The 22,529-nt window shown below is 65.3% G+C and carries 20 protein-coding genes; 4 read left to right on the plus strand and 16 right to left on the minus strand.

Features of this window, described 5'->3' with window-relative positions:
- Nucleotides 1-90: 90 nt before the first annotated feature.
- A complete protein-coding gene (locus ACSE4D_RS02640; RefSeq protein WP_135542089.1) occupies nucleotides 91-492 on the minus strand; it encodes a winged helix-turn-helix transcriptional regulator in 402 nt (133 codons plus the stop codon).
- A gap of 112 nt (nucleotides 493-604) precedes the next feature.
- Here ACSE4D_RS02640 and ACSE4D_RS02645 point away from each other — a divergent pair, with 112 nt between their 5' ends.
- Complete coding sequence (locus ACSE4D_RS02645) at nucleotides 605-1,210, plus strand: NAD(P)-dependent oxidoreductase (protein ID WP_135542091.1); 606 nt, start codon at nucleotides 605-607, stop codon at nucleotides 1,208-1,210.
- A gap of 118 nt (nucleotides 1,211-1,328) precedes the next feature.
- On the opposite strand, the gene ACSE4D_RS02650 is transcribed toward ACSE4D_RS02645, so the two are convergent.
- From ACSE4D_RS02650 to ACSE4D_RS02670, 5 genes are all read right to left on the minus strand, one after another.
- A complete protein-coding gene (locus ACSE4D_RS02650) occupies nucleotides 1,329-2,711 on the minus strand; it encodes an NAD(P)/FAD-dependent oxidoreductase (protein ID WP_135542093.1) in 1,383 nt (460 codons plus the stop codon).
- Nucleotides 2,712-2,802: 91 nt separating this feature from the next.
- Entirely contained in the window at nucleotides 2,803-4,047 is a 1,245-nt protein-coding gene (locus ACSE4D_RS02655) for a S8 family peptidase (RefSeq protein ID WP_426936508.1), read from the minus strand.
- A complete protein-coding gene (locus ACSE4D_RS02660; protein ID WP_135542095.1) occupies nucleotides 4,044-4,988 on the minus strand; it encodes a Ppx/GppA phosphatase family protein in 945 nt (314 codons plus the stop codon). Before ACSE4D_RS02660 ends, ACSE4D_RS02655 begins: the two co-directional genes overlap by 4 nt.
- A gap of 9 nt (nucleotides 4,989-4,997) precedes the next feature.
- On the minus strand, nucleotides 4,998-5,624 hold the full coding sequence (locus tag ACSE4D_RS02665; protein WP_436326635.1) for a DUF501 domain-containing protein: 627 nt from the start codon (nucleotides 5,622-5,624) through the stop codon (nucleotides 4,998-5,000).
- Nucleotides 5,624-6,112 (minus strand): FtsB family cell division protein, encoded by a 489-nt coding sequence (locus ACSE4D_RS02670; RefSeq protein WP_135542100.1) that lies wholly within the window; start codon nucleotides 6,110-6,112, stop codon nucleotides 5,624-5,626. The genes ACSE4D_RS02665 and ACSE4D_RS02670 overlap by 1 nt, the downstream gene beginning before the upstream one ends.
- Nucleotides 6,113-6,528: 416 nt before the next feature.
- On the opposite strand from ACSE4D_RS02670, the gene ACSE4D_RS02675 reads away from it, so the two are divergent.
- Nucleotides 6,529-7,539, plus strand: a complete 1,011-nt coding sequence (locus tag ACSE4D_RS02675) for a DUF559 domain-containing protein (RefSeq protein WP_436326636.1) — start codon at nucleotides 6,529-6,531, stop codon at nucleotides 7,537-7,539.
- A 312-nt stretch (nucleotides 7,540-7,851) separates the two neighbouring features.
- Here the strand turns inward: ACSE4D_RS02675 and eno are convergent, their stop codons facing one another.
- The 5 genes from eno to mfd all read right to left on the minus strand — a co-directional run bounded on the left by eno (nucleotide 7,852) and on the right by mfd (nucleotide 14,589).
- Nucleotides 7,852-9,132 carry a phosphopyruvate hydratase gene (gene eno / locus ACSE4D_RS02680; RefSeq protein ID WP_436326637.1) on the minus strand — a complete coding sequence of 427 codons (1,281 nt, stop codon included), beginning with the start codon at nucleotides 9,130-9,132 and terminating at the stop codon, nucleotides 7,852-7,854.
- A 139-nt stretch (nucleotides 9,133-9,271) separates the two neighbouring features.
- Complete coding sequence (locus ACSE4D_RS02685) at nucleotides 9,272-10,171, minus strand: tyrosine-protein phosphatase (protein WP_436326638.1); 900 nt, start codon at nucleotides 10,169-10,171, stop codon at nucleotides 9,272-9,274.
- A complete protein-coding gene (locus ACSE4D_RS02690; protein ID WP_240690064.1) occupies nucleotides 10,168-10,626 on the minus strand; it encodes a MazG nucleotide pyrophosphohydrolase domain-containing protein in 459 nt (152 codons plus the stop codon). The genes ACSE4D_RS02685 and ACSE4D_RS02690 overlap by 4 nt, the downstream gene beginning before the upstream one ends.
- A gap of 63 nt (nucleotides 10,627-10,689) precedes the next feature.
- Nucleotides 10,690-10,884 (minus strand): CsbD family protein, encoded by a 195-nt coding sequence (locus ACSE4D_RS02695; RefSeq protein ID WP_135542107.1) that lies wholly within the window; start codon nucleotides 10,882-10,884, stop codon nucleotides 10,690-10,692.
- A 114-nt stretch (nucleotides 10,885-10,998) separates the two neighbouring features.
- The gene (mfd, locus tag ACSE4D_RS02700; protein ID WP_436326639.1) at nucleotides 10,999-14,589 is read right to left on the minus strand and encodes a transcription-repair coupling factor; all 3,591 of its coding nucleotides are present in this window, start codon (nucleotides 14,587-14,589) and stop codon (nucleotides 10,999-11,001) included.
- Nucleotides 14,590-14,770: 181 nt separating this feature from the next.
- Between mfd and ACSE4D_RS02705 the strand changes: the two genes are divergently transcribed.
- Nucleotides 14,771-16,249 carry an arylsulfotransferase family protein gene (locus ACSE4D_RS02705; protein WP_426936511.1) on the plus strand — a complete coding sequence of 493 codons (1,479 nt, stop codon included), beginning with the start codon at nucleotides 14,771-14,773 and terminating at the stop codon, nucleotides 16,247-16,249.
- Nucleotides 16,250-16,368: 119 nt separating this feature from the next.
- Complete coding sequence (locus ACSE4D_RS02710; RefSeq protein ID WP_425120550.1) at nucleotides 16,369-17,091, plus strand: rhomboid family intramembrane serine protease; 723 nt, start codon at nucleotides 16,369-16,371, stop codon at nucleotides 17,089-17,091.
- 92 nt (nucleotides 17,092-17,183) lie between these two features.
- Here ACSE4D_RS02710 and pth read toward each other — a convergent pair whose 3' ends face one another.
- The 5 genes from pth to glmU all read right to left on the minus strand — a co-directional run bounded on the left by pth (nucleotide 17,184) and on the right by glmU (nucleotide 22,510).
- Nucleotides 17,184-17,783 (minus strand): aminoacyl-tRNA hydrolase, encoded by a 600-nt coding sequence (pth, locus tag ACSE4D_RS02715; RefSeq protein WP_135542115.1) that lies wholly within the window; start codon nucleotides 17,781-17,783, stop codon nucleotides 17,184-17,186.
- Between the two features lie 265 nt (nucleotides 17,784-18,048).
- Nucleotides 18,049-18,696, minus strand: a complete 648-nt coding sequence (locus ACSE4D_RS02720) for a 50S ribosomal protein L25/general stress protein Ctc (RefSeq protein ID WP_135542117.1) — start codon at nucleotides 18,694-18,696, stop codon at nucleotides 18,049-18,051.
- 154 nt (nucleotides 18,697-18,850) lie between these two features.
- Complete coding sequence (locus ACSE4D_RS02725; RefSeq protein ID WP_135542119.1) at nucleotides 18,851-19,861, minus strand: alpha/beta fold hydrolase; 1,011 nt, start codon at nucleotides 19,859-19,861, stop codon at nucleotides 18,851-18,853.
- Nucleotides 19,862-20,088: 227 nt separating this feature from the next.
- A complete protein-coding gene (locus ACSE4D_RS02730) occupies nucleotides 20,089-21,060 on the minus strand; it encodes a ribose-phosphate diphosphokinase (protein ID WP_135542121.1) in 972 nt (323 codons plus the stop codon).
- The gene (gene glmU / locus ACSE4D_RS02735; protein WP_135542123.1) at nucleotides 21,053-22,510 is read right to left on the minus strand and encodes a bifunctional UDP-N-acetylglucosamine diphosphorylase/glucosamine-1-phosphate N-acetyltransferase GlmU; all 1,458 of its coding nucleotides are present in this window, start codon (nucleotides 22,508-22,510) and stop codon (nucleotides 21,053-21,055) included. Before glmU ends, ACSE4D_RS02730 begins: the two co-directional genes overlap by 8 nt.
- Nucleotides 22,511-22,529 lie beyond the last annotated feature (19 nt).

A 22,529-nucleotide genomic window follows, 5' to 3' on the forward strand; every position in this document is an offset into this window, starting at 1 on the left:
GACGGTATCCACCACACGACTGGTCGAGATGCGACCCATCGATTCTGCCGAAGCGCCCGGGCCCGCGGCCGGTTGACCGTCTGGCTCCGGTCACCGGAACGCTCGCATGCCTTCGGACACCTGTGGCTCGTCATGGCGGTCCCGGTTCTCGACGATCTCCGCGACGTTGGCCTCTGCCCACTCCCGGAGCGCTGCCACAGGATCCTGCAGCGATCGTCCGAGGCCGGTGAGCGAGTATTCCACCCGCGGCGGAACCTCGGCGAAGACCTCCCGGACCACGAGACCATCGGCGACAAGCGACCGCAGGGTCGAGGTCAGCACCTTCGGGGTGATCCCGCCGATGGCCAGACGGATCTCGTTGAAGCGCTTCGGACCGGAATCGAGAATGTCGACGATAAGCACCGTCCACTTGTCTCCGACGCGGTCAAGAACCACTCGAGTCGGGCATTCGGGGTCGAAGGCATCGCCTTCCCAGCGAACTTTCACACTCATAGCTCCATAGTATCCTTGAGGTACTCGCTATCCAAAAGATACCTTAGGAAAGTCAGATTACGACATCCACCGTGCACCGCAGTCGCGCCGCACGAAGAACGAAGGGACTCTTATGAAGATCGCACTCTTTGGAGCATCGGGAATGATCGGCTCTCGCGTCGTCGCGGAGGCGGCCTCCCGCGGGATCGAGGTCACCGCCATCACTCGGTCCGGCGCCGAGGTGGCCGGAGCGGCCCGCTCAATCACCGGTGATATGGCCAATGCGGAGCTCGGAGCACGGATGGCCGCCGACCACGATGTCATCGTCTCCACCACGGGCCCCAGCCGCACCGGCGGTGACCACCAAGAATGGCTTAACGCGCTGTCGACTCTGGCCAAGGCCACCGGCGACGCTCGACTCTTCGTCGTCGGCGGTGCCGGTTCGCTGTTCGCCGGGGACACGATGCTCAAAGACACGGAGGGCTTCCCTCCCGCGTACAAGGCTGAGGCCGAAACCGGCACGAAGGCCCTCGAGCTTCTGCGTGCCGCGAATCCGTCCCCGTGGACGCTCATCTCCCCCGCCCCGGAAATCGCTCCGGGTGAGCGCACCGGTTCCTACAACGTCGAGCTCGAGGTGCCTGCGGGCGACTCGATCTCGGCCGAGGACTTCGCTGTCGCAATGGTCGATGAGATCGCCGATCCCAAGCACATCGACGCCCGCTTCACCGTCGCGAACTGAGCAGGACGAACTCGCAGCAGAGTCTGCAGATATGACTGACGCCGGGGATGCACTCATGCATCCCCGGCGTCGGTCGTCTCATCAGGGCCTGTCACCGGATGGCACCGGTTGCAGTGGATCAGGCCTTGGCAGGTTCCTTGGGTTCCTTCTTCGGAGCCGGCTTCGAGTTAGCGGCCTCGACGAAGTTCTTGCGCGGAACATCAAGGTCGGCCAACGGCATGGCATCGCGGCCGAGCACGGCGTTGAGGAACCAGTTGCCGAAGACCTTGACCTTGCGGTCCAGGGTCGGAATGGCGTAGCCGTGGTAAGCACGGTGCATCAGCCAAGCGAGAAGTCCGCGGGCCTCGAAGTCGCCCATCTGCGACACGCCCTTGTACAGACCCAGACCAGCCACCGAGCCGATCGTCTTGTGGAAGTACTGCTTGAACTCCGTTTCTCCCCGCAGAGCGGCGAGCACGTTGGCGGCGAGCACCGGAGCCTGACGCGAAGCGTGCTGGGCGTTGGGCACACAGAAGCCTGCCACTCCGCCTCCGGAGAGGTCGGGCACAGCGGCGTTGTCGCCTGCTGCCCAAGCGCCCTCGACCACTCCGTCGTCGCCCTCGACACGCAGATCGGCGCGGACGGTGACATTGCCGCGTTCGTTGATCGGCAGGTCGGAATCGACGAGCAGCGGATTGGCCTTGACGCCGGCGGACCACACGATGGTGTCGGCGTCGAATTCCTCGCCGTTGGAGAGCTTGATGTGCTTATCGGTGCAGTCCTGGAGGAAGGTCTCGAGGTAGACGTCGATTCCACGCTCACGCATGTGCTCGACAACCCACCGGGCCTGTGCTTCGCCGACCTCGGGCATGACGCGGTCGACGGCCTCGACGAGGACGAAGCGGACATCGGCTTCGGTCAGCGTCTCATACTGGGCGATGGCCGAACGGACGAGGTCTTCGAGCTCCGTGAGCGCCTCGATGCCGGCGAATCCGCCGCCGACGAAGACGAAGGTCAGAGCCTTGCGGCGCTCCTCGTCGTCTTCCATCAGCGAAGCGTCTGCAAGGCGGGAGAGGAAGTGGTCGCGCAGGGCGACGGCTTCTTCGATGCGCTTGAGCGCAATCGCGTTCTCCTTCAGACCGGGAATCGGCAGCGCGCGAGCGACCGAACCGGCGGCGAGGATGATGTGATCGTAGTCGAGTTCGAATGCCTCATCGTTGTCGGGCTCGATGGTGGCGAACTTCTCGGCGTGGTTGATCGAGGTGACCTTCGCGGTGATGACCTCTGCACCCGGCAGGTTGCGGCGCAGCGGCACAACGGCGTGACGGGGCTCAATCGAACCGGCTGCCACCTCGGGGAGGAACGGCAGATAGGTCATGTACGGGTTGGGGTCGACCACGGTGACGGTGGCTTCGCCCCGACCGAGGTTCTTCAGCAGGTTCTGGGCGGTGGTCAGGCCGAGGTAGCCGCCACCGACGACGAGGATTCGTGGACGCAGTTTCGAGTTTCTGATGAGTGCCATATTCCCATGCTAGACCCTTGTGAAAACTTTCACTAATTGTTTCTCCGTAGGCTCAGAACGCCCCAGATCAGAGCCGTTCCACCGGCCCGATTCACCTGCGGCGACGAGCGAAGGAAACGGTTGAGGCGACGAGGAGGACGAGCGTGACCAGGGCGCCGACGCCGAGGACGGCGAAGCCGAAGATCGGTGTCGACTGCGAGGCCGCGATGTCTGTGGGAGCAACAGCCCGCGGGCTCTCGCTCTCGTCCGGAGCAGCAGTCTCGGTCTCCTTCGCCTTCGCCTCGCCACGACGATGCATCTTCACCCAGTCCGCCAGTTCTGTCTCTGCGGAGACGACCTTGCCCGGGACTTTCGCCTTGACCGCCGCCTGCGGGTCGAGCCTGCCCCAACCGACGGTCGGATCGGGTTTGTCCTCCGTGCTCACTGCCTTGTGACCGGCGACCGGCTTCGCGCTCGACTGCAGCTTTGCGCGAACTTCATCGGCGGTGAGCTTCGGGTTGTCGGAGCGGATGAGCGCAGCCGCTCCGGAGACGATCGGTGAGGCGAACGAGCACCCCTGCCCTTCGGCGTACCCGCCGCTGTAGTACGGGATCGGGATGTCCTTGGCCGGCCCCATGAGGTCGACGGCCGTGCCCGGTGCAGTGGAGTCGTCGAGCACGCGTCCGTTCTTGTCCAATCCCCCGACACCGATGACTCCCGGGACTGTCGATGGCGACCAGGCCTGAGTTGCGCCCTGTGAGGCGTTGCCGACGCAGGCCACGATGAGAACGTCTTTCTTATAGGCGTAGGCGAAGGCGTCATCCCAACTCTCCGGCCAGCCCGGATCGTCCCATCCCAAGGACATGTTGATGACTTTGGCTCCGGAGTCGACGGACCAGCGGAGGGCTTTTTCGGCCTGTTCACGAGTCGATCCTGATTCCTTCGGGCGGTCAGGGCCCAGCCACATCGAGGCGGAGAGGATCTTCGCATCGGGGGCGACTCCGGTCGGTCCGGCTCCGGTTCCCTGGCCGGCGATGACTCCGGCGACGGCAGTGCCGTGGTGAATGGTGGTCTTGCCGCCGATAGGGGTCTTTCCGTCTTTTCCCAGTCCGCTGAAGTCCTTCGCTGAGGTCACGACCCCTCCGAGATCCTCATGGTCGGTGTTCACGCCCGAGTCGATGACAGCGACCTTGACACCTTTGCCGGTGGACTTCTTCCAGACCTTGTCGATGCCGTAGTCCTTGATGAACCATTGACCGGGCCCCGCCTTCGGCGCGGCCATGACCGGCTGGGTGGTGCCGACGATGAGGCCGAGGACGAGGACGGTGGCGGCGAAGAGTCTGGCGGTGGCCCTCACGAGCTCGTCAGCGCCAGGTCGAGCGCGGTTCCGTCGAGGATGTCAGTCTCCGAGATACGGATGTCCAGTGTCCCGCCTGCAGCGGTGACCGCCTGGTCGAAGCGGGCGGTGATGCGGGCGAACAGCAGGGAGCCGGCACCGATGACATCGACGCGTCCCGGATGCATGTACGGCAGTTCGGTACGGGCTTCGCGGTCCATGGCGAGGAGTCTGCGGGATTCGGCCTCGATGTCGGCGACGCTGATATGGGCGCCGTGGATGCGGTCTCGCTGGTAGCTGTCGAGTCCGAGCACGCCGGCGGTTATGGTCGTGACGGTGCCGGCAACGCCGATGAAGGTGCGCGGGGCCGAGAAGTCGACCGTCTGCGCGGCCCGATCGAGCTGGGCGTCGATATCAGCGATCGCCGCACGGGTCTGATCCTCGCCGGGAGTCTCCACGGGCATGTGGCGTTCGGTCAGACGCACGGATCCGATGTCCATACTCACCGCCGCCTCGACGTCGCCCTGGCCGAGGACGAGTTCGGTCGATCCGCCGCCGAGGTCCATGACGACGAAGGGCCCCTCTGCGGCCTCGAGATCCGCGGTGGCGCCGAGGAAGGACAGTCGTGCCTCCTCTTCGCCGGTGATGACGTCGGGGACGATGCCGAGGATCGAGAAGATGCCGGCGAAGAACTCATCGCGATTCTTCACATCGCGGCTGGCCGAGGTCGCCACGAATCTCAGCCTCTCCACCTGGTACTCCACGGCCACCTCGGCGAATTCCTTCGCCGCAGCGAAGGCGCGCTCCAGAGCTTCGGGAGCGAATTCGCCGGTGGCATCGACACCTTGGCCCAGCCGCACGATCCGGGTCTCGCGGCGAAGATCGGTGAGGGTGCCGTCGGCGACATCCGCGATGAGCAGGCGCAGAGAATTCGTCCCGCAGTCGAAGGCAGCAACTCGCATGGTCGGATCCTAGTCAGTCGGTTCGGTGGCGGCAATCGCCTCGGCGGTGTCAGTCGGAGCAGTCGCCTGCGCGGACGGTTCGGCAGCGTCCGAGGGGTCGGACGATCCGGCACCTGTGGCGGCGGGCTCGGGATCCGGTGCGGCGATCGGGGGCACATCGTTCATGAAGGACAGTGCACGGTCACCGATCGGGTTGACTCCGGGCCCGGCGGAGAGCGAATGGCCGACGAGGGCGTGGAGGCACTTGACGCGGGTGGGCATTCCCCCGGCCGAATAGTCCTTGATCTCCTCGACTTCGGCCAATCCGGCTGCAGCCCCGATCTCGGAGCGGACGGCCAGGTAGGCCCGGTGGGCGGCGGCGTAGTCAGCGGCGAGCTCTTCGTCCTCGCCGACCTCGGTCGTCCATTCGGCCATGATCCCGGAGGCCTCCAGGCGCGAGCACTCGGCGACATAGGCGGGATGGGTGAGGTAGAAGGTCGTCGGGAACGGGGTGCCGTCCTCGAGCCTGGGGGCCGTGGCGACGACGAGAGGTTCACCGGCGGTGCTGCGAGCGGCGATACCGACGACCCCGCGGGGAATGCGCCCGAGCTGGTCGTGAAGGGTTGCGAAATCCGCCTCGGTGCACTCTGTGATCATCAGCTCTTCTCCACGGTATTGCCGGTCTCCTGAATGGACTCCAGCAACTCAAGGTACCAGGCCTGCTTGGCAACCGGTCGATCTGCCTCGGAATCCTCCTCGACAGCGTCCTGGTTGGTCACGATGACCGCGTTCTTGCCCTTCTCCACGTAGTACTGGTCTTCGCGCGCTTTGCGCTTGATGTAGTCGGGATCCTTGAGGTTCTTGTTCTTCTCGTCGAGGCTCTTCACCTCGGATTTCGTTGTTTCGATCTCGTTGTTCAGAGCGGCGATCTGCTGGGCCTGCTTGAGTGCGGAGTTCAACGGAGAGAGGAATGCGAAGAGGACGATGGCGATGACGAGGAGGAACATTCCCGTGCGCCAGGACATGCGGCGGCTGCGCGCTTCGGCGCTGGCGTCGGCTTCGACGACGGGTTTCGACCGTCGACGAGGGGCGGCCTTACCTGGAGCCGACTTCGGGGCACTGCGTCTGGGCTTGCTCGGGACCATGCTTCTTTCCTCTGCGACTGGGGATCGGGGAAGGGTGTCGCAACATCTCCAAGTGTGCCGTGTCCGCTCACTTCGCGCGAGGATTTGGGCCCCGTGGCGTGTTCGATTCCGCACCCTGCCCGCTGACCCGGCCCGGCGCGCGCTGTCCCGTCCAGCACCGGAAGCGTCACGTTCTCCCGCTCGCGGCGCCTCCTACAGTCAGTGAGGCATCCAACACCGGAACCGACGCCACGCACCGGTCCGGCAGGAAGTTCTGTGACTACCGGTGACTGATACCGCGTGACCACCACCGCGCGACCAAAACATTGCCCACTCCACACCCACTCCCCCGAATCCACGCGCCTGCATCAACAGTGTTATCCACATATCAACAGCCCTCTATTGCCCTTTGCTCCCGTTTCATTCAATTTGAGTGCATGTACAAACTCATCGGCACAGAAGAACTCAACAGACTCGGTTTCAGCCACAGTGATATCAGGAGTGCCCGCACCTGCTGTCTGCGGCGGCTGTCGAGAGGCGTCTACCTCGTCAAACATGTCTGCGATCAAAAGGCCCATCAGCCGCTGTGGGCCAGCATCCATGAGAAGATCCACAAGACCTTCGTCGAACACGGCGATATCCGCGATCAGGTCGAAGACCTCAACGCCTCGGTGATGGCGCGGCACAACCAGCAGTCCGATCTTCGCACCGACGCCTCGAAGCCGAATCCGCCGCCCGAGGTCTTCTCCCACATCTCCGCAGCCCTCATCCACAACCTCCCGGTCGCCTACCCAGTCACCCACCAGGTCGAAGTCGTCCGCCCCGGCACCAACCGCCGGTTCAAGAGCATCCACGTTCGCGGGAATCTCATTCCGCCCAGCCACCGTGCCGTCACCGGCTGCGGCGCTGAAGTCACCACGCTCGAGCGCACCCTCATCGATGTTGCCCGCAGCTACAACCTCGACATCTCAGTGCCCATGCTCGACGATGCGCTGCACCGTGGACTGACCACGAAAGACCAGATCCGCACTGTCCTCGCCCAGTGCCTGGAGAAGCGCAATATCAGCAAGGTGAAGCTGGCGATCGAGCTCGCTGATTCCCGCCGCGAATCCCCCGCCGAGGCGATTGCCGCGGTCCGCTTCTTCCAGCACGGCATCACGGGACTGGAACCGCAGATCACCTTCCGCGCCGAGAATCTGCGCCGTGACATCCGTGTCGACTTCCGCCACAGCCAGGCGCGTCTCATCGTCGAGATCGACGGCATCGGCAAGCTCTATCTGGGCTCGGGAGTCCCGCGAACGGAGCTCGAAGAGGAGCGCCGCCGCGAGCAGTGGCTTCGCGATCGAGGCTGGCGGGTGATCAGGATCAGCTGGAAGGAGCTGTTTCGAGAGACGAAATTCGAGGAGATCCTTCGGGCGATCCGCCGCTCACAGCCACAGACGGCATGATCACCCACCTTTCGCGCTAGCTCCTCCCGGTGCACCGGTGCACTGTGTCGCCAGCTGGAGGGAGTGCAGCCGGCGGTGCCACGCGACGGCAACGGTGAGGGATGCCCCGAACCAACGCACCGAGGTGGTCTCGCCCGTCCTCAACGAGGCAGGCTCGCCCTCCCTCAGCCGTCCTCATCGAGGCAGTCTCGCCCGTCTGCACCAGAGCAACCCCGTCCGCACGCACCGAGGCGGGGTCGGACGACCGATGATCGTCCGACCCCGCCTCGGGGAGTTCCTCAGGAACCCGTGTCCGGTGATTGCCGGGTTCGCTCAGGCTTCGAAGCGCGGGAAGGCTCCGCGACCGGCGTAGCGTGCCGCATCGCCGAGCTGCTCTTCGATGCGCAGCAGCTGGTTGTACTTCGCAACGCGTTCGGACCGGGCCGGGGCACCGGCCTTGATCTGACCGGCGTTCGTGGCCACAGCCAGATCGGCGATCGTCGTGTCTTCGGTCTCGCCCGAACGGTGCGAGATCATCGTCGTGTACCCGTGCGTCTGCGCCAGGGACACAGCGTCGAGGGTTTCGGTGAGGGTGCCGATCTGGTTGACCTTGACCAGCAGCGAGTTCGCGGTGGCGCTGTCGATTCCGCGCTGCAGGCGCTCCGGGTTGGTCACGAACAGGTCGTCGCCGACGAGCTGGACCTTCGCACCGATCGCTTCGGTCAGGGTCGCCCAGCCCTCCCAGTCGTTCTCGTCGAGGGGGTCCTCGATGGACACGAGCGGGTACTTCGCGAGCAGCTCCTCGTAGTAGGCGGCCATCTCTTCGGCCGTCTTCTTGCCGCCTTCGAATTCGTAGACTCCATCGTTGTAGAACTCCGAGGAGGCCACGTCGAGGGCGACGGCGATGTCCCGTCCGGGACGGTGTCCGGCGAGGTCGATGGCTTCGAGGATGAGGTCGAGTGCCGCGGCGTTCGAGTCGAGGTTCGGGGCGAACCCGCCCTCATCGCCGAGTCCGGTCGACAGACCGCGTTCCTTGAGCACGCCCTTGAGCGCGTGGTAGACCTCGACGCTCCACTGCAGCGCTTCGTGGAAGCTTGCGGCACCGATCGGGGCGATCATGAATTCCTGGATGTCGACGTTCGAGTCCGCGTGTGACCCGCCGTTGAGGATGTTCATCATCGGCACGGGCATGACGTGTGCGTTCGGGCCACCGAGGTAGCGGTAGAGGGGCAGGTCCGCCGAAACCGCTGCCGCCCGAGCCACGGCCAGCGAGGTTCCGAGCATCGCATTCGCGCCGATGCGGGACTTGTTGTCGGTGCCGTCGAGCTCGATGAGCGCCTGGTCGACCAGTCGCTGATCGTCGCTCTCGAGCCCGGCGATGACTTCGTGGATCTCGTCGACGACGGCGTCGACGGCCTGGGTGACTCCCTTGCCCAGGTAGCGTTCGGGATCTCCGTCGCGCAGTTCGACGGCTTCGAACTCTCCCGTGGAGGCGCCGGACGGGACTCCGGCACGACCGACGGACTCGTCGGCCAACAGCACTTCCACCTCAACGGTGGGGTTTCCCCGGGAATCCAGGATTTCGCGGGCATTTGCGGCAACGATCTCAGCCACTGAGTACTCCTTAGCTTTTGGTTTCACATGGGGAACATGTGCCTGCAGGACAGCTTAATGCAACGCGCGACGGGGCTCACTCTCTGTTCGTCGCATGACACTGGCCGGCCCCGCCGCGGCGCCGACTGCCCGCGATCGTTCAGGCCTCGGCTGCGGGTTCGAGCAGACACTCGCGCAGCCGCTGCGGGGTGGACGGGTCCATCCCGTGGGCGAGCAGATACGCTTCCACTGCCCCGCCGGTGCCGATCCCGCCGGCGCCTGCCCTGTTGGCAGCGATCCTGCCGGTGTCGGAGCCTTTTCCTGCGCCGCCGACTCCGATTCCATTCGCCGAGGCGGCCCCGTAGTCGGTCTCGATCCGATCGAGGACCTCGTGCATGAGTTCGGGAGGGGCGGCCGTGGCGGTCGCGGCGAGGTTTCCGGAGATGCCGGCATCAGCGAAGTTCTTCGTGATCGAGTCGAGGAACCCGCCGGAGAGGTGAGTGGAGGTGATCGCGTATTCGTCGATGATCGCTTCCCTGCCCACGCCGAGGAGGTCGAGCAGGAACGCTCCGACCACACCGGTGCGATCCTTGCCCGCAGAGCAGTGGAAGACGACACCTGTTCCGCAGTGATCGGCGACGGTGTCGACGACCGCGGCCAGCCGGTGCCCGAAATGAGTGATCATGAGGTCGTAGATGCGCTCGAGCGAGCGATCGCTGAGATCCATTCCCGTCGCCTCGGCGGCGGCCCTCATCTCCTCGACGCTCATCGGTCGACTGGGGAAGAAATGATCCTCGAAGACAGGAAGTTCGATGTGGGCGACCTCGAGCCCGTCGAGGGTGTCGGGCAGCTTCGAACGCTCACCGATGTCCCGCATGTCGACGACGGCACCGATGCCGAGTTCGCGCATATCGGCGCGTGACCGGTCGGTCAGCCGTGCCAGGCCGTCGGCTCGAAACACCTTCCCGAGTCGCACCGCATTATCCCCGGACTGCGTGCGAGCGCCGCCGAGGTCACGGAAGTTGAAGGTGCCCTCGATCTCGAGACGCTCCAGACTCATCGATTTCCGTCCTCTCTGCGCCGCGCGGTCTTCTCTTCCGCTTTGATCCGGCGGTATTCGCGTTCCACATCTTCCAAAGCGGCCATCTCTTCCCCGGCGTCTTCGCCGAAGGCCAGCGGGTGGCGGCGGATGAGCTTCTCCTCGAGACCGTCGATGATGGTCCCGAGGCTGTGCCCGTATTCGTGTCCGCCGCTCTCGTCGAGCAGAGCGGAGTGGAACAGCACCTGGTAGAACACGTCGCCGAGCTCCTCGACCACTGCCGCACGGTGGGCCGATGTCGGTGCAGCGGTGAAGTCCTCGAGAGCTTCTATGAGCTCCTCGGTCTCTTCGCGAGCGTATTTCTCAAGGCTGCGGTGGTCCTGTCGGCTCGACCAAGGGCACCGTCTGCGCAGGGTCGCCATCGCCGCCACCACGTGCCGAGTTGAGGTGTCCTCTTCGGCTGCGGGCTCATCCACGCGCTGTCCTCCTGCCGACGCGAAAGGCCCCCACCACCGAGGCAGTGGGGGCCGTTGCGATGGTCACTTCGAGAATTTGTCCTTGACCGATGCGCCGAGGTCCTTGACGGATTCGCCGACGTCCTTGGCCTTGGCCTTGAGCTGATCGGTTGCGCCTTCGGCCTTGAGTTCGTCGTCACCGGTGACGTCTCCGATGGATTCCTTGGCACGTCCGCCGAGGTCTTCGGCCTTGTTCTCGAACTTGTCGTCAACGCCCATGGCGATTCTCCTTCGTCGAATGGTGTATCGCTTACTGCGGAGTGCTCCGCTCTTCGCACTCTACGCCACCGCTGCCGCTGGTGAGCGGAAGCTTGGAGAACAGTCGGGGAATTCTCACGTGTTCTTGACCGTCTCCTGGGTGGCCTCGGACTCGACGACGGGCAGGATCGCGTCGAGGAACTGATGGGCCCAGCGCAGGATGTCAGAATCGGTCATCTCATTCGCATCGAACCCCGTTCCGGCCATCGGCTTGGGCACGAGGACGGAGCGCAGTGCCGGTTTGAGCAGCGCCTTCGGGTACAGGCGTTTGAGCCTGACCACCTGCGAGTCGGCGAGTTCGACCGGGCCGAAGCGGATGAAGTTGCCCTGCGCGACGATGTCGCTGACGCCGGAGGCGCGGGCACGGATGCGCAGCCTGGCGACGTCGGCGAGCACACCGACCGGTGCCGGATAGGGGCCGTAGCGGTCGACGAGCTCATCGAGGACTTCCTGGAGTTCGTCTTCGTTCGCTGCCGCCGCCAGCTTCCGGTACGCCTCGAGGCGCAGCCGTTCGTGGTCGACGTACTCGGCCGGCAGGTGCGCGTCGACGGGCAGTTCGAGGCGCATATCGGCCTCGGGTTCGGTCTCCTCACCGCGGAACTTCGCGACGGCTTCGCCGACGAGTCGGACGTAGAGGTCGAACCCGACGCCCTCGATGTGACCGGACTGCTGACCCCCGAGGAGGTTGCCGGCACCGCGGATCTCCAGGTCCTTCATCGCCACCTGCATGCCGGCACCCAGTTCGGTGTGCGCAGCCAGCGTCGTCAGTCGGTCGTGGGCGGTTTCGGTCAGCTGGGTGTCCGGCGGGTAGAGGAAATAGGCATAGGCGCGTTCCCGGCCGCGACCGACTCGCCCGCGCAGCTGGTGGAGCTGGGAGAGCCCGTAGCGGTCGGCGTTGTCGATGATGAGTGTGTTCGCATTGGCGATGTCGATGCCGGTCTCGACGATCGTCGTGCACACGAGCACGTCGTACTTCTTCTCCCAGAAGTCGACGATGACCTGCTCGAGTCGGGTTTCGTTCATCTTGCCGTGGGCGATGGCGATCCGGGCCTCGGGCACCATCTCGGCGATGTGCCCGGCCACGGCCTCGATGTCTCGGACCCGGTTGTGGATGTAGAAGACCTGACCTTCGCGCATGAGCTCACGGCGGATCGCGGCCCTGATCTGCTTGTCCTCGCGCCTGCCCACATAGGTCAGGACCGGGTGCCTCTCCTCCGGAGGCGTGGCCAGGGTCGACATCTCGCGGATGCCGGTGACGGCCATCTCGAGGGTGCGGGGAATCGGTGTCGCGGACATTGCGAGCACATCGACATTGGTCCGCAGGGCCTTGAGCGTCTCCTTGTGCTCGACACCGAAGCGCTGCTCCTCATCGATGATGACCAGTCCGAGGTCCTTGAATCGCACCTCGCCGCTGAGCAGCCGGTGGGTGCCGATGACGAGGTCGAGTTTGCCTGCCCCCAAGTCCTCTTTGACCTTCTCCGACTCCTGCTTCGACTGGAACCGGGAGAGCGCGCCGATCGTGACGGGGAATCCCGAATACCGTTCGGCGAAGGTCTCATAGTGCTGTTGGACGAGCAGCGTGGTCGGCACGAGCACCGCGACCTGCTTGCCCTCCTGGATCGCTTTGAACGCGGCACGAACCGCGATCTCCGTCTTTCCGTAGCCCACGTCGCCGCAGATCAGACGGTCCATCGGCACCGTCTTTTCCATGTCTGATTTGACCTCGTCGATGGTCGTGAGCTGGTCGGCGGTCTCGACATAGTGGAAGGCGTCTTCGAGTTCGCGCTGCCATGGTGTGTCGGGCCCATAGGAGTGACCGACTGTGGCCTGCCGAGCCGAGTAGAGCCGGATGAGTTCGCCTGCGATCTCCTTGACTGCCTTGCGCGCCTTGGCCTTCGTCGTCTGCCAGTCCGCCCCGCCCATCTTGTTGAGGCTCGGGCTCTCGCCGCCGACATAGCGGGTGACCTGATCGAGCGCGTCGCTGGGGACGTAGAGACGGTCACCGGGCTGGCCGCGTTTGGCGGCAGCGTATTCGATGATGAGGTACTCGCGGGTGTGCTTGTTCGCACCGCGTCCGGTCGTCCGCTGTGTCATCTCGACGAAGCGTCCCACACCGTGCTGATCGTGGACGACGTAGTCGCCGGGGGCCAGGTTGAGCGGGTCCACCTGGTTGCGCCGACGTCGGGTGGGCAGCCGCCGCATGTCCCTCGTCGAGGTGGCCGCCGCCCGCCCGAGCACATCGGCTTCGGTGAGAACGGCGAGTTTGAGATCGTCGAAGACGAATCCGCCGAACGAGGCAGCCGTCGTCACAGTCACGAGCGCTTCGGGCAGGTCCGTGGGATCGTCGACGAAGGTGGCGGGCACTCCGGCTTCGGAGAAGACTTCGACCATCCGGTGGCCCGGTCCCGGTCCTTCGGTGAGGACAAGGATCCGCCACTTGTCGTGGATGAGGTCCCTGACATCGGCGAGGATCGCTTCGACGTCACCGGCATAGCCCTTGGGGATGCGGGCCGGAACGGCGAAGATGTTCTCCTCCGGGTCGGCGAGCTCCTCATCGTGGGCGAAACCCCCGATCTCCCACCAGGCCAGCCCGATGAGGCGAGCGCCCTCTGCCATTTCGGCGACGGTGCGGAAGCTCGCCGCGGACAGGTCGATCGGGGACTCTCCCCCGGCGGCGGCTCCGGCCCACGCGGCTTCGAGGAATTCGTTCGTCGTCTCCACGAGGTCTGCGGCGCGGGCTTCGACTCGCTCGGGTTCGGTGATGATGATCTTCGACTCCGCAGGCAGCAGCGCGATGATCGGCTCCATCCCGTCGGCGAGGACGGCGGACAGCGATTCCATGCCTTCGACGGCGACTCCGCCGGCGATCCTCTCAAGCATGTCCGCAGCACCGGGCACATCCTCGGCGAGTTTCGCCGCGCGTTCGCGCACCGAATCGGTCAGGAGCAGCTCCCGGCACGGCGGTGCGGACAGGGTCAGCGGTTCCTCCCCTTCGGCGGCGGGGATGGAGCGTTGGTCGCTGACGGAGAATTCGCGGATCTCATCGACCTCGTCGCCGAAGAACTCCACGCGCAGCGCCCGCTCAGCGGTGGCCGGGAAGATGTCGACGATGCCGCCGCGCACGGCGAATTCGCCCCGTCGCGAGACCATGTCGACGCGAGAGTAGGCGAGTTCCGTCAGTCGTGCGGCGAGGTCGTCGATCTCGGATTCGTCGCCGACGGCGAGCTCGGCCGGCGCGATGTCCCCCAGCCCCTTCGCCACGGGCTGGAGGAATGCGCGCACGGGCGCAAGGATGAAACTCAGCTCCCGACCCGGGCTGGGGTGGGCCAGGCGGCGGAGCACCTCGAGGCGTTGGCCGACGGTGTCCGAGCGTGGGGACAGCTTTTCGTGCGGCAGCGTCTCCCAGCTGGGGAAGATCGCGATGGAGGAGGCCGGAACCCAGTCGGCGAGCGCTTGGGCGAGGTCTTCGGCCTCACGGGTCGTGGCGGTGACGATGAGCTGCGGCGCCGAGGCTGCTCCCGCGGCGCCGACCGTCCGACGCAGGATCGACGGCCACAGTCCCTTGATCGCATCGATCGTGCCCCCACCCGAGTCCGGGTCGTTGAAGGCGGCGACGAGTCCGTTGACGGCGGGGTTCTGGCGGGTGAGATCAAGTCCGTTGAGCACCCGAACAGTCTAGGCCACGCACCTGACACGGCCCATCCGGTGTCTGCGCTCACGACCGGTGTCCCGGACAGAGGACCTGTGCGTCCCCGGTGCGAGGACAAGGTTCCCGCGCCCGCGCCGTAGGGGCGCTCGAGGCGGGCGGACAGCGGCGGAATTCATCGAAACGTGTGAGGATGAGTACATGGCCAAGTTGAGAACCGTCCTGGCAGGACTGGCCGCGACCGCGCTCCTGCTCACGGGCTGCACCGGCGATGCCGACGACGACATCGCAGTCGCCGAACGATGGGACTTCCACTCCCGTCCCGATCTCGCCCCTCCGAAAGTCGAGATCGACTCGGCAGCGTTCCCCACCGACGATGGGGACCTGTCGACCCTCCTCGCGCCGAAGGGCCAGACGAAGACCGACGAGAAGTCGTGGGTCGGCGGACTCATCCTCGATGCCGCCGGCGACCCGCTGTGGATCCGTGAGGGCGGCGATGCGCTGTGGGACCTGCGGGTACAGGAGTATCGTGGAGAACCGGTTCTCACTTGGTGGGAGGGTCTGGCGGAGACTCCGCACACCGCCGGCGAGGTCGTCATCCTCGACGCCTCGTACCAGGAGATCGCCCGCGTGGGCATGGGCGGCGAACTGCCCCAGGACACCTCGGATCTGCACGAGACGACGATCACCGATGACGACACCATGTTCCTCCTCTCCTACGTCAAGACCCAGACCGATCTCAGCTCCGTCGGCGGAGGCGCCGATGGCTGGGTGTGGGAGGGCATCGTCCAGGAGGTCGACATCGCCACCGGCGAGCCCCTCTTCGAATGGCACTCCCTCGACGCCGTTCCCGTCGACCAGTCCGAAGCCGAACTCAAGGACGGCGAAGGCACGAAGGACGAACCCTTCGACTACATCCACCTCAACTCCGTGGACGAGGACGACGACGGTGAGTCCCTCCTTGTGTCCGCCCGCAATACGCATGCGATCTACCAGCTCGACCGGAAGACGGCGGATCTCAACTGGGTCCTCGGCGGCAAAGCTTCGGACTTCGAGATGGGTCAGGGGGCGACGTTCGCCTGGCAGCACGATGCCCGCCGCCGCTCCGATGGGACGCTGACGCTCTTCGACAACCATGCCGCGCCCCGCCTCGGCGACACTCGCGGGCTGCGTCTCGACGTCGATGAGAAGAAGAAGCGCGCCGAGGTGGTCACCGAGTATCCCGCCCCCGACGACCGCTCGTCGGGCAGTCAGGGGAACCTGCAGGAACTCGACAACGGCAATGTCGTCGTCGGATGGGGTTCTGAACCCTATGTCTCGGAGTTCACGAAGGACGGGAAGCTGCTCACCGACCTCACCTTCGTCGGCGGGTCGAACTACCGCGCGTACCGCTCCGATTGGCATGCCCAGCCGGTCGCCCCGCCGACGGCCACGAAGACCGAACCGCAGCCCGATGTCACCCGCATCCACATGAGCTGGAACGGCGCCACCGAGGTGGAGTCGTGGCGGGTGCTCAGCGGAGATGACGACGACCATCTCAGCGAGAACACGGTCGTCGAACGCACCGGGTTCGAAACCGCCGTGGATATCACCCCGAACGGGTCGAAGATCATCGTCGAAGCCCTCGATGACGATGGCAAGACGCTCGCGTCGGCGCGAGTGGCACCGCGAGTGCACTGAAGTCAGACTCCGTCACCGGGAACATGTCGAGGCGATAACGGGCCTAACGGAACGGTCACGATTGCACCAGAGCCCCGGTTTTTCGGGGTTCTCCAATCTTCATCACTCACAATTGGGTTATGAGCTCCGACCACTCCCCTCGTTTCACCCCCGAAGAATCCCGCATGCTCTTCGGCTCCGAATCCGCCGGTTCCGGATCCCCTCACCCCGGCCGCTCCGCGAACCCGCCGGTGGCCCACCTGACCACCAGCGTCGACCGCAATCATCACTTCTCGAGGTTCGTCCCGGTCCTCGTCCTGCTGGCGGCGATGTGGGTCGTCGAGATCGTCGATGCTCTCCTCCCCCTCGACCTCGATGCCTTCAGCCTGCAGTCGTGGAATCCGCTCTCGCTCTACGGGCTGGTCACCTCACCGCTGCTGCACTCGGGATTCGGCCACCTCATGGCCAATACGTTCCCGTTCCTCGTCCTCGGCATCGTCATCGCGTTCGAAGGTTCGCGCCGATTCTGGCAGGTCACCGCGATCACTGCGCTCGCTTCGGGTCTCGGCGCCTGGCTGACCACCTGGCCGGGTCAGCACATCATCGGCGCCTCGGGAATTGTCTTCGGCTTCTTCGGATACCTCGCGGTGCGCACCTGGTTCACCGATGACGTGCTGCGCAAGATCGTCTACTTTGCGATCGGGCTCTTCATCTTCGTCACCTACGGGGCCTCGATGATCTTCGGCATGCTGCCGCAGACCAATGACATCTCCTGGCAGGGTCACCTCTTCGGATTCGCCGGCGGCATCTTCGCCGCGTGGCTGCTTCACCGCCGGCGCCAGGACGGCCGACACAGCCGCTGACCGCTGCGTGCTCTCGCGTTCAGGTCCCGGCCGCCTCGGGCAGGGCCGTTCGGCACCGTCGGGCGGAGGTGACTGTTCGCTCGGTGCTGCGTTCAGCGGGAGTGGAACTTCTGCTGCACGGCGTCCAAACCGTCATTGATGAGAGCTTCGACGGCGTCGGCGAGGTCGGAGACGAAGATCGGCAGTGTGGTCCGTTCGTCTTTGGAGAACGGACGCAGCACATGATCGGCGGTGTCCTGCCGGCCGGGAGGCCGTCCGACTCCGGCCCGTACCCGCAGATAGTCCTTCGTCCCCAGCACCGAGGTCATCGAACGCAGGCCGTTGTGGCCGCCTTCTCCCCCACCCCGTTTGGCTCTGATCGCGTCGAAGGGAAGGTCCACATCGTCATGAACGGCGATGATCCGTTCGGTGGCGATGCCGTAGAAATCGGCCAGCTGCCTGACCGGCCCGCCGGATTCGTTCATGTATCCGGTCGAAGTTCCCAGCACCACACGGGGCCCGGGCACTCCCGGCACGCGGCCGGTGGGCAGGCGGCCGGTGCCGACATTGGATCTCAGCTTCGTCCGGGTGAGGCCCGTGCCGATACGTGAAGCGAGTTCGGCAATGACCATCTGTCCGATGTTGTGACGGGTCGCTTCGTATTTGGGGCCGGGATTGCCCAGCCCGAAGACCAACCAGGCTTCGTTCGTCATTGCCGTCCTTCGTCTGTCTGTTCTCCGCCGATCCGGCGCAAGCCTACCCCGTGAGGCACTTGTGGCGTGCACGCGGGTCGGTGCTGGTCCAAGCGCGTCAGGGCTGGCCGCCTGCCCGAGAGTCAGGGGGTGTCACTGTGCGCGATTGCCGTCGGCGATGGCCCGGGGCTGAGACGAATTCGGTGGGCCGCCTTGTAGGCGACCCACCGAATCGAGTGTTCAGTCTGCACTCACCTCAGCACCGAGGTGCCGTGGTGTGAAAAGATCACTCCTCCTCGGAGGAGCCTTCTGCACTTGCGGACTCTTCGGTCGACTCTTCGCCGGTCGACTCTTCGGCAGCCTCGTCCTCTGCGTCCGACTCGGTGTCCATCTCAGCCTCTTCCGAGACGTTGACGATGAGCAGCTCTTCGTCGGCGATGAGTTCGACGCCGGCGGGCAGCTCGACCTGACCGGCGAGGACGTGCTCGCCTGCAGGACGGCCGTCGACGGAGATCTCGATGAGTTCGGGCAGACGGGTCGCATCGGCCTTGACGGCGATGGTCGACTCCTCCTGCGAGACCATGGTTCCGGGTGCGGCCTCTCCGATGATGTGGACGGGCACGTCGACCTCGATCTTCTCACCGCGCTTGACGATGATGAGATCGAGGTGCTCGATCTCGCGACGGACGGGTTCGATCTGCACATCGCGGGCGATGGCGAGGACGTTCTTGGATCCGTCGGTGCTTTCGATCTCGAGCAGCGCGTTGGCGTGCTTGAGTGCCAGCATGGTGGCGTGGCCCTCGAGCGAGATGTGCACGGGATCGCCGCCGTGTCCGTAGACGACCGCGGGGATACGTCCGGCGCGGCGGATGCGGCGCGCTGCGCCCTTGCCGAACTCGTTGCGAGCTTCGGCCAGAAGTTTGAAGTCAGCCATTTTCTCTCCTTCGTGGTGAACTTATCTTCGAGCACCACGGCGAAACAGCCTGGATCCGCTGCAAATCTCGAGAAACCGGTCCTCAGGGATTCGTGGGATGCCGACCGCGTCGATCACGGAGACGAGATCCGTCTCCCTCGCCGAGGCAACCTGATCATTCTACGGCACTGTCCGCGACGGCACCAAGTCGGCTGTTCACGGCATCGGCACAGGCGTCGATTCCCACCTCGGTGAGCAGGATGTCGTAGTGATTCGTGCCTTGGACGTCGATGACGCTCATGTGCGGCCACTTCCGCGCATAGTCGGCGGTGAGTTCGGGCGGGTAGAGGCCCGGTTCCGCCGCGACGAGATCCCGTTCGGCGAAGAGGAAGACGACCTCGGCCTGGGCCCGGTCGTCGCCCATGATCGTTTCGAGTGCACTCTGGTATGCCGACCCGGTGTACATATCGGCCGAATCGGCCTGCATCGCTTCGATCGACGTCGACGGTTGGAAGGAATCGTCGTCCTTGGCCGCAAGGTCGTAGACGAAGCTCTCGGTGGCTACCGTGTCGAGTCCGTCGACGAAGGCCGGATGTGCGGCGAAGAACGCCAGGTACTCCTCGATGGAGCCGAAGCTCATCGACAGACGCTCGGCGGCAGGCCCGAGCACGGCGGCGATGAGATCGTCGGTGTCGAGGTCTTCGTCATTGAGGTCATCGACCGGCGCTCCGCCGCTGGGCTGCCCCTCGGGCAGGGGAAGTCCCCCGTCGATGAGGACGGGGCCGCGGAAGCGGTCGGCCGCCTCGGTGCCGGCAGCGGTGCTCTTGGTGGTTCCGGCAAGAGTCATCGCAACGAACCCGCCCATCGAATGTCCGACGAGCGTCACGGAGCCGTCCGGGGCGAAGGCATCGATGGCGGCGCGGACGTCGGCGGCATGGACGGCCATTCCGTAGGGGCCGGGCAGGGTCCGGGAATCGGCACGTCCGCGCAGGTCAGGGCCGATGACGCGGACCCCAGGCAGGGCGGAGACGAGCCCGGCGAAGAAGAGATGATTCGAGGTGATCCCGTGGATGACGCAGACGGTGGGCACGTGCCCGGGACCGGCAGCGACCGGCTCCCACACCCCCACGGACAGCTGCCCGCCTTCCACGTCCACGCGGTAACGGTTGTAATCGTGTGACGACATCGTCGCGGATCCCTTCGCTTTGGCGTTGCTACCAGTGTAGATCGTCCGGGGCGCGGAAACGATGGGCCTGGGTCGGCACGAAGACCACGGGCCATCGCGGCAGCGGAGACCACGGGCGCGAAGGACACGGGTCATTGCGGCTGCGGAGACGAAGGAACCCCGAGCCGGTGACGACTCGGGGTTCCTGTGCGCGTCGCGGGATTCGCGGCGAGCGGATTCGGTCGGTCTCAGACCTCGAAGAGGCTGGTGACCGATCCGTCTTCGAAGACCTCGTGCACGGCCCGGGCGATGAGCGGGGCGATCGAGAGCACGGTGAGCTTGTCGAAGATCTTGTCTTCGCTCAGCGGCAGCGTGTTGGTGACGATGACCTCTTCGGCCACGGAGTTCGACAGACGTTCGACGGCGGGGCCGGAGAACACGGCGTGGGTGGACACGACGATGACGCCCTTCGCGCCGGCGGCCATGCAGGCGTCGGCGGCCTGGACGATGGTGCCGCCGGTGTCGATCATGTCGTCGACGAGCACGCAGGTGCGGCCTTCGACCTCTCCGACGACACGGTTGGCCTTCGTCTCGTTCGGGCGGGTGATGTCGCGGGTCTTGTGGATGAACGCCAGCGGCACGCCGCCGAGCGAGTTCGACCAGTTCTCCGCGACCTTGATGCGTCCGGCATCGGGCGAGACGACAGCAAGCTCACCGGGGTACTTGTCCTTGACGTAGCCGGCGAGGATCGGCATTGCGATGAGGTGGTCGACGGGGCCGTCGAAGTAGCCCTGGATCTGCGCGGTGTGCAGGTCGACGGCGATGATGCGGTCGGCACCGGCGGTCTTGTACAGGTCGGCCACGAGGCGGGCGGAGATCGGTTCGCGTCCGCGGTGCTTCTTGTCCTGCCGAGCGTACGGGAAGAACGGTGCGATGACGGTGATCCGCTTGGCCGAGGCGCGCTTGAGGGCATCGACCATAATCAGCTGCTCCATCAGCCATTCGTTGATGGGAGCGCAGTGCGACTGCAGGACGAAGACGTCGCTGCCGCGCACGGACTCGGAATAGCGGACGTAGATCTCACCGTTCGCGAAGTTGTAGATGTCGGTGGGGAGGAGTTCGGTCCCCAGGTTCTCCGCGACTTGTTCGGCGAGTTCGGGGTTCGCCCGACCGCTGACCAGGACGAGCTTCTTATCGCCCGTCGTCGTTATCTCATTCACTAATCCGTTCCCCTTCGGATGCGTTTTCGGCCGCCTGCGCTGCAGGTGTGCCGGGACGGTTTGTCTGGACCCAGCCCTCCAGGTTGCGCTGTGGGGCCACCGAGATGGCCAACGCTCCTGCAGGGACATCCTTGCGCACCGTCGTGCTTGCACCCGAATAGGCGCCGTCGCCCACGGTGACAGGGGCGACGTACATATTGTCCGAGCCCATGCGTGCATGCTTGCCGATGACGGTGCGGTGCTTGTTGACGCCGTCATAGTTGACGAACACCGAGGCGGCGCCGATGTTCGTGCCTTCCCCGATCTCGGCGTCGCCGACGTAGGAGAGGTGGGGGATCTTGGCGTCCTTGCCGATTTCGGCGTTCTTCGTCTCCACGAAGGTGCCGATCTTTCCGGATTCGCCGAGCTTGGTCCCCGGACGCAGGTAGGCGAAGGGTCCGACGTTGGCGCCGGCACCGATGACGGCGAGCTCCCCGTGGGTGCGCACGACGTGTGCTCCCGATCCCACCTCGGTGTCCTTGAGCGTGGTGTCGGGGCCGACGACGGCGTCGGCGCCGATGTCCGTGGCACCGAGCAGCTGGGTGCCCGGCAGGATCGTCGCGTCGGCGGCGATCGAGACGTCGACGTCGATCCACGTGGTGTCGGGGTCGATGATGGACACGCCTGCACGCATGAACTTCTCGCACTGGCGGCGGTTGAGCTCCTTGCCCAGGTTCGCCAGCTGCACGCGGTCATTGGCTCCCTCGACCTGCCACAGATCGTCGGTGGCGGTGGCGGCGACGGACAGTCCGGACTGGCGGGAGTGGCCGATGACGTCGGTGAGGTACTTCTCGCCTTGGGCGTTGTCGGTCGTCAGCGAGGCCAGCCCCTCCTTCAGCGCAGCGGCGTCGAAGGCGTAGATGCCGGAGTTGATCTCACGGATGGAGCGCTCGTCATCGTCCGCGTCCTTCTGCTCGACGATGCGCAGCAGAGAGCCGTTGGCATCACGGACGATGCGTCCGTAGCCATTGGGGTCGTCCACCTCGGCGGACAGGACGGTCACGGCGTTGGCCGCGGATTCGTGGATCTCGACGAGACCGTTGATCGTCTCGGTCGTCAGCAGCGGCACATCGCCGTAGGTGACGACGACGGTGCCGGTGAGGTCTTCGGGCAGCTGGGTGAGCGCACATTCGGTGGCGCGGCCGGTGCCGGGCACTTCGTCCTGGTCGGCGATGAGCAGGGTGCGCTGGGAGGTCACCGGCAGGGAGTCGAGGTGAGCGACGAGCTGGTCGCGTTCGTGTCGGACGACGACGATGAGATGTTCCGGCGACGTTCCGGCGGCAGCGGAGACAGCATGGTGGAGCAGGGAGCGCCCGCCGATGGGATGCATCACCTTCGGAAGAGCCGACTTCATTCGGGTTCCCTGGCCCGCAGCCAGTACGATGACGGCGGTCGGACGAGTCTGCGACATTGTTGAATCCTTCGCATGT

It is taken from the genome of Brevibacterium sp. FAM 27836 (genome assembly GCF_051351055.1).
In the GTDB taxonomy this organism is placed as follows: domain Bacteria; phylum Actinomycetota; class Actinomycetes; order Actinomycetales; family Brevibacteriaceae; genus Brevibacterium.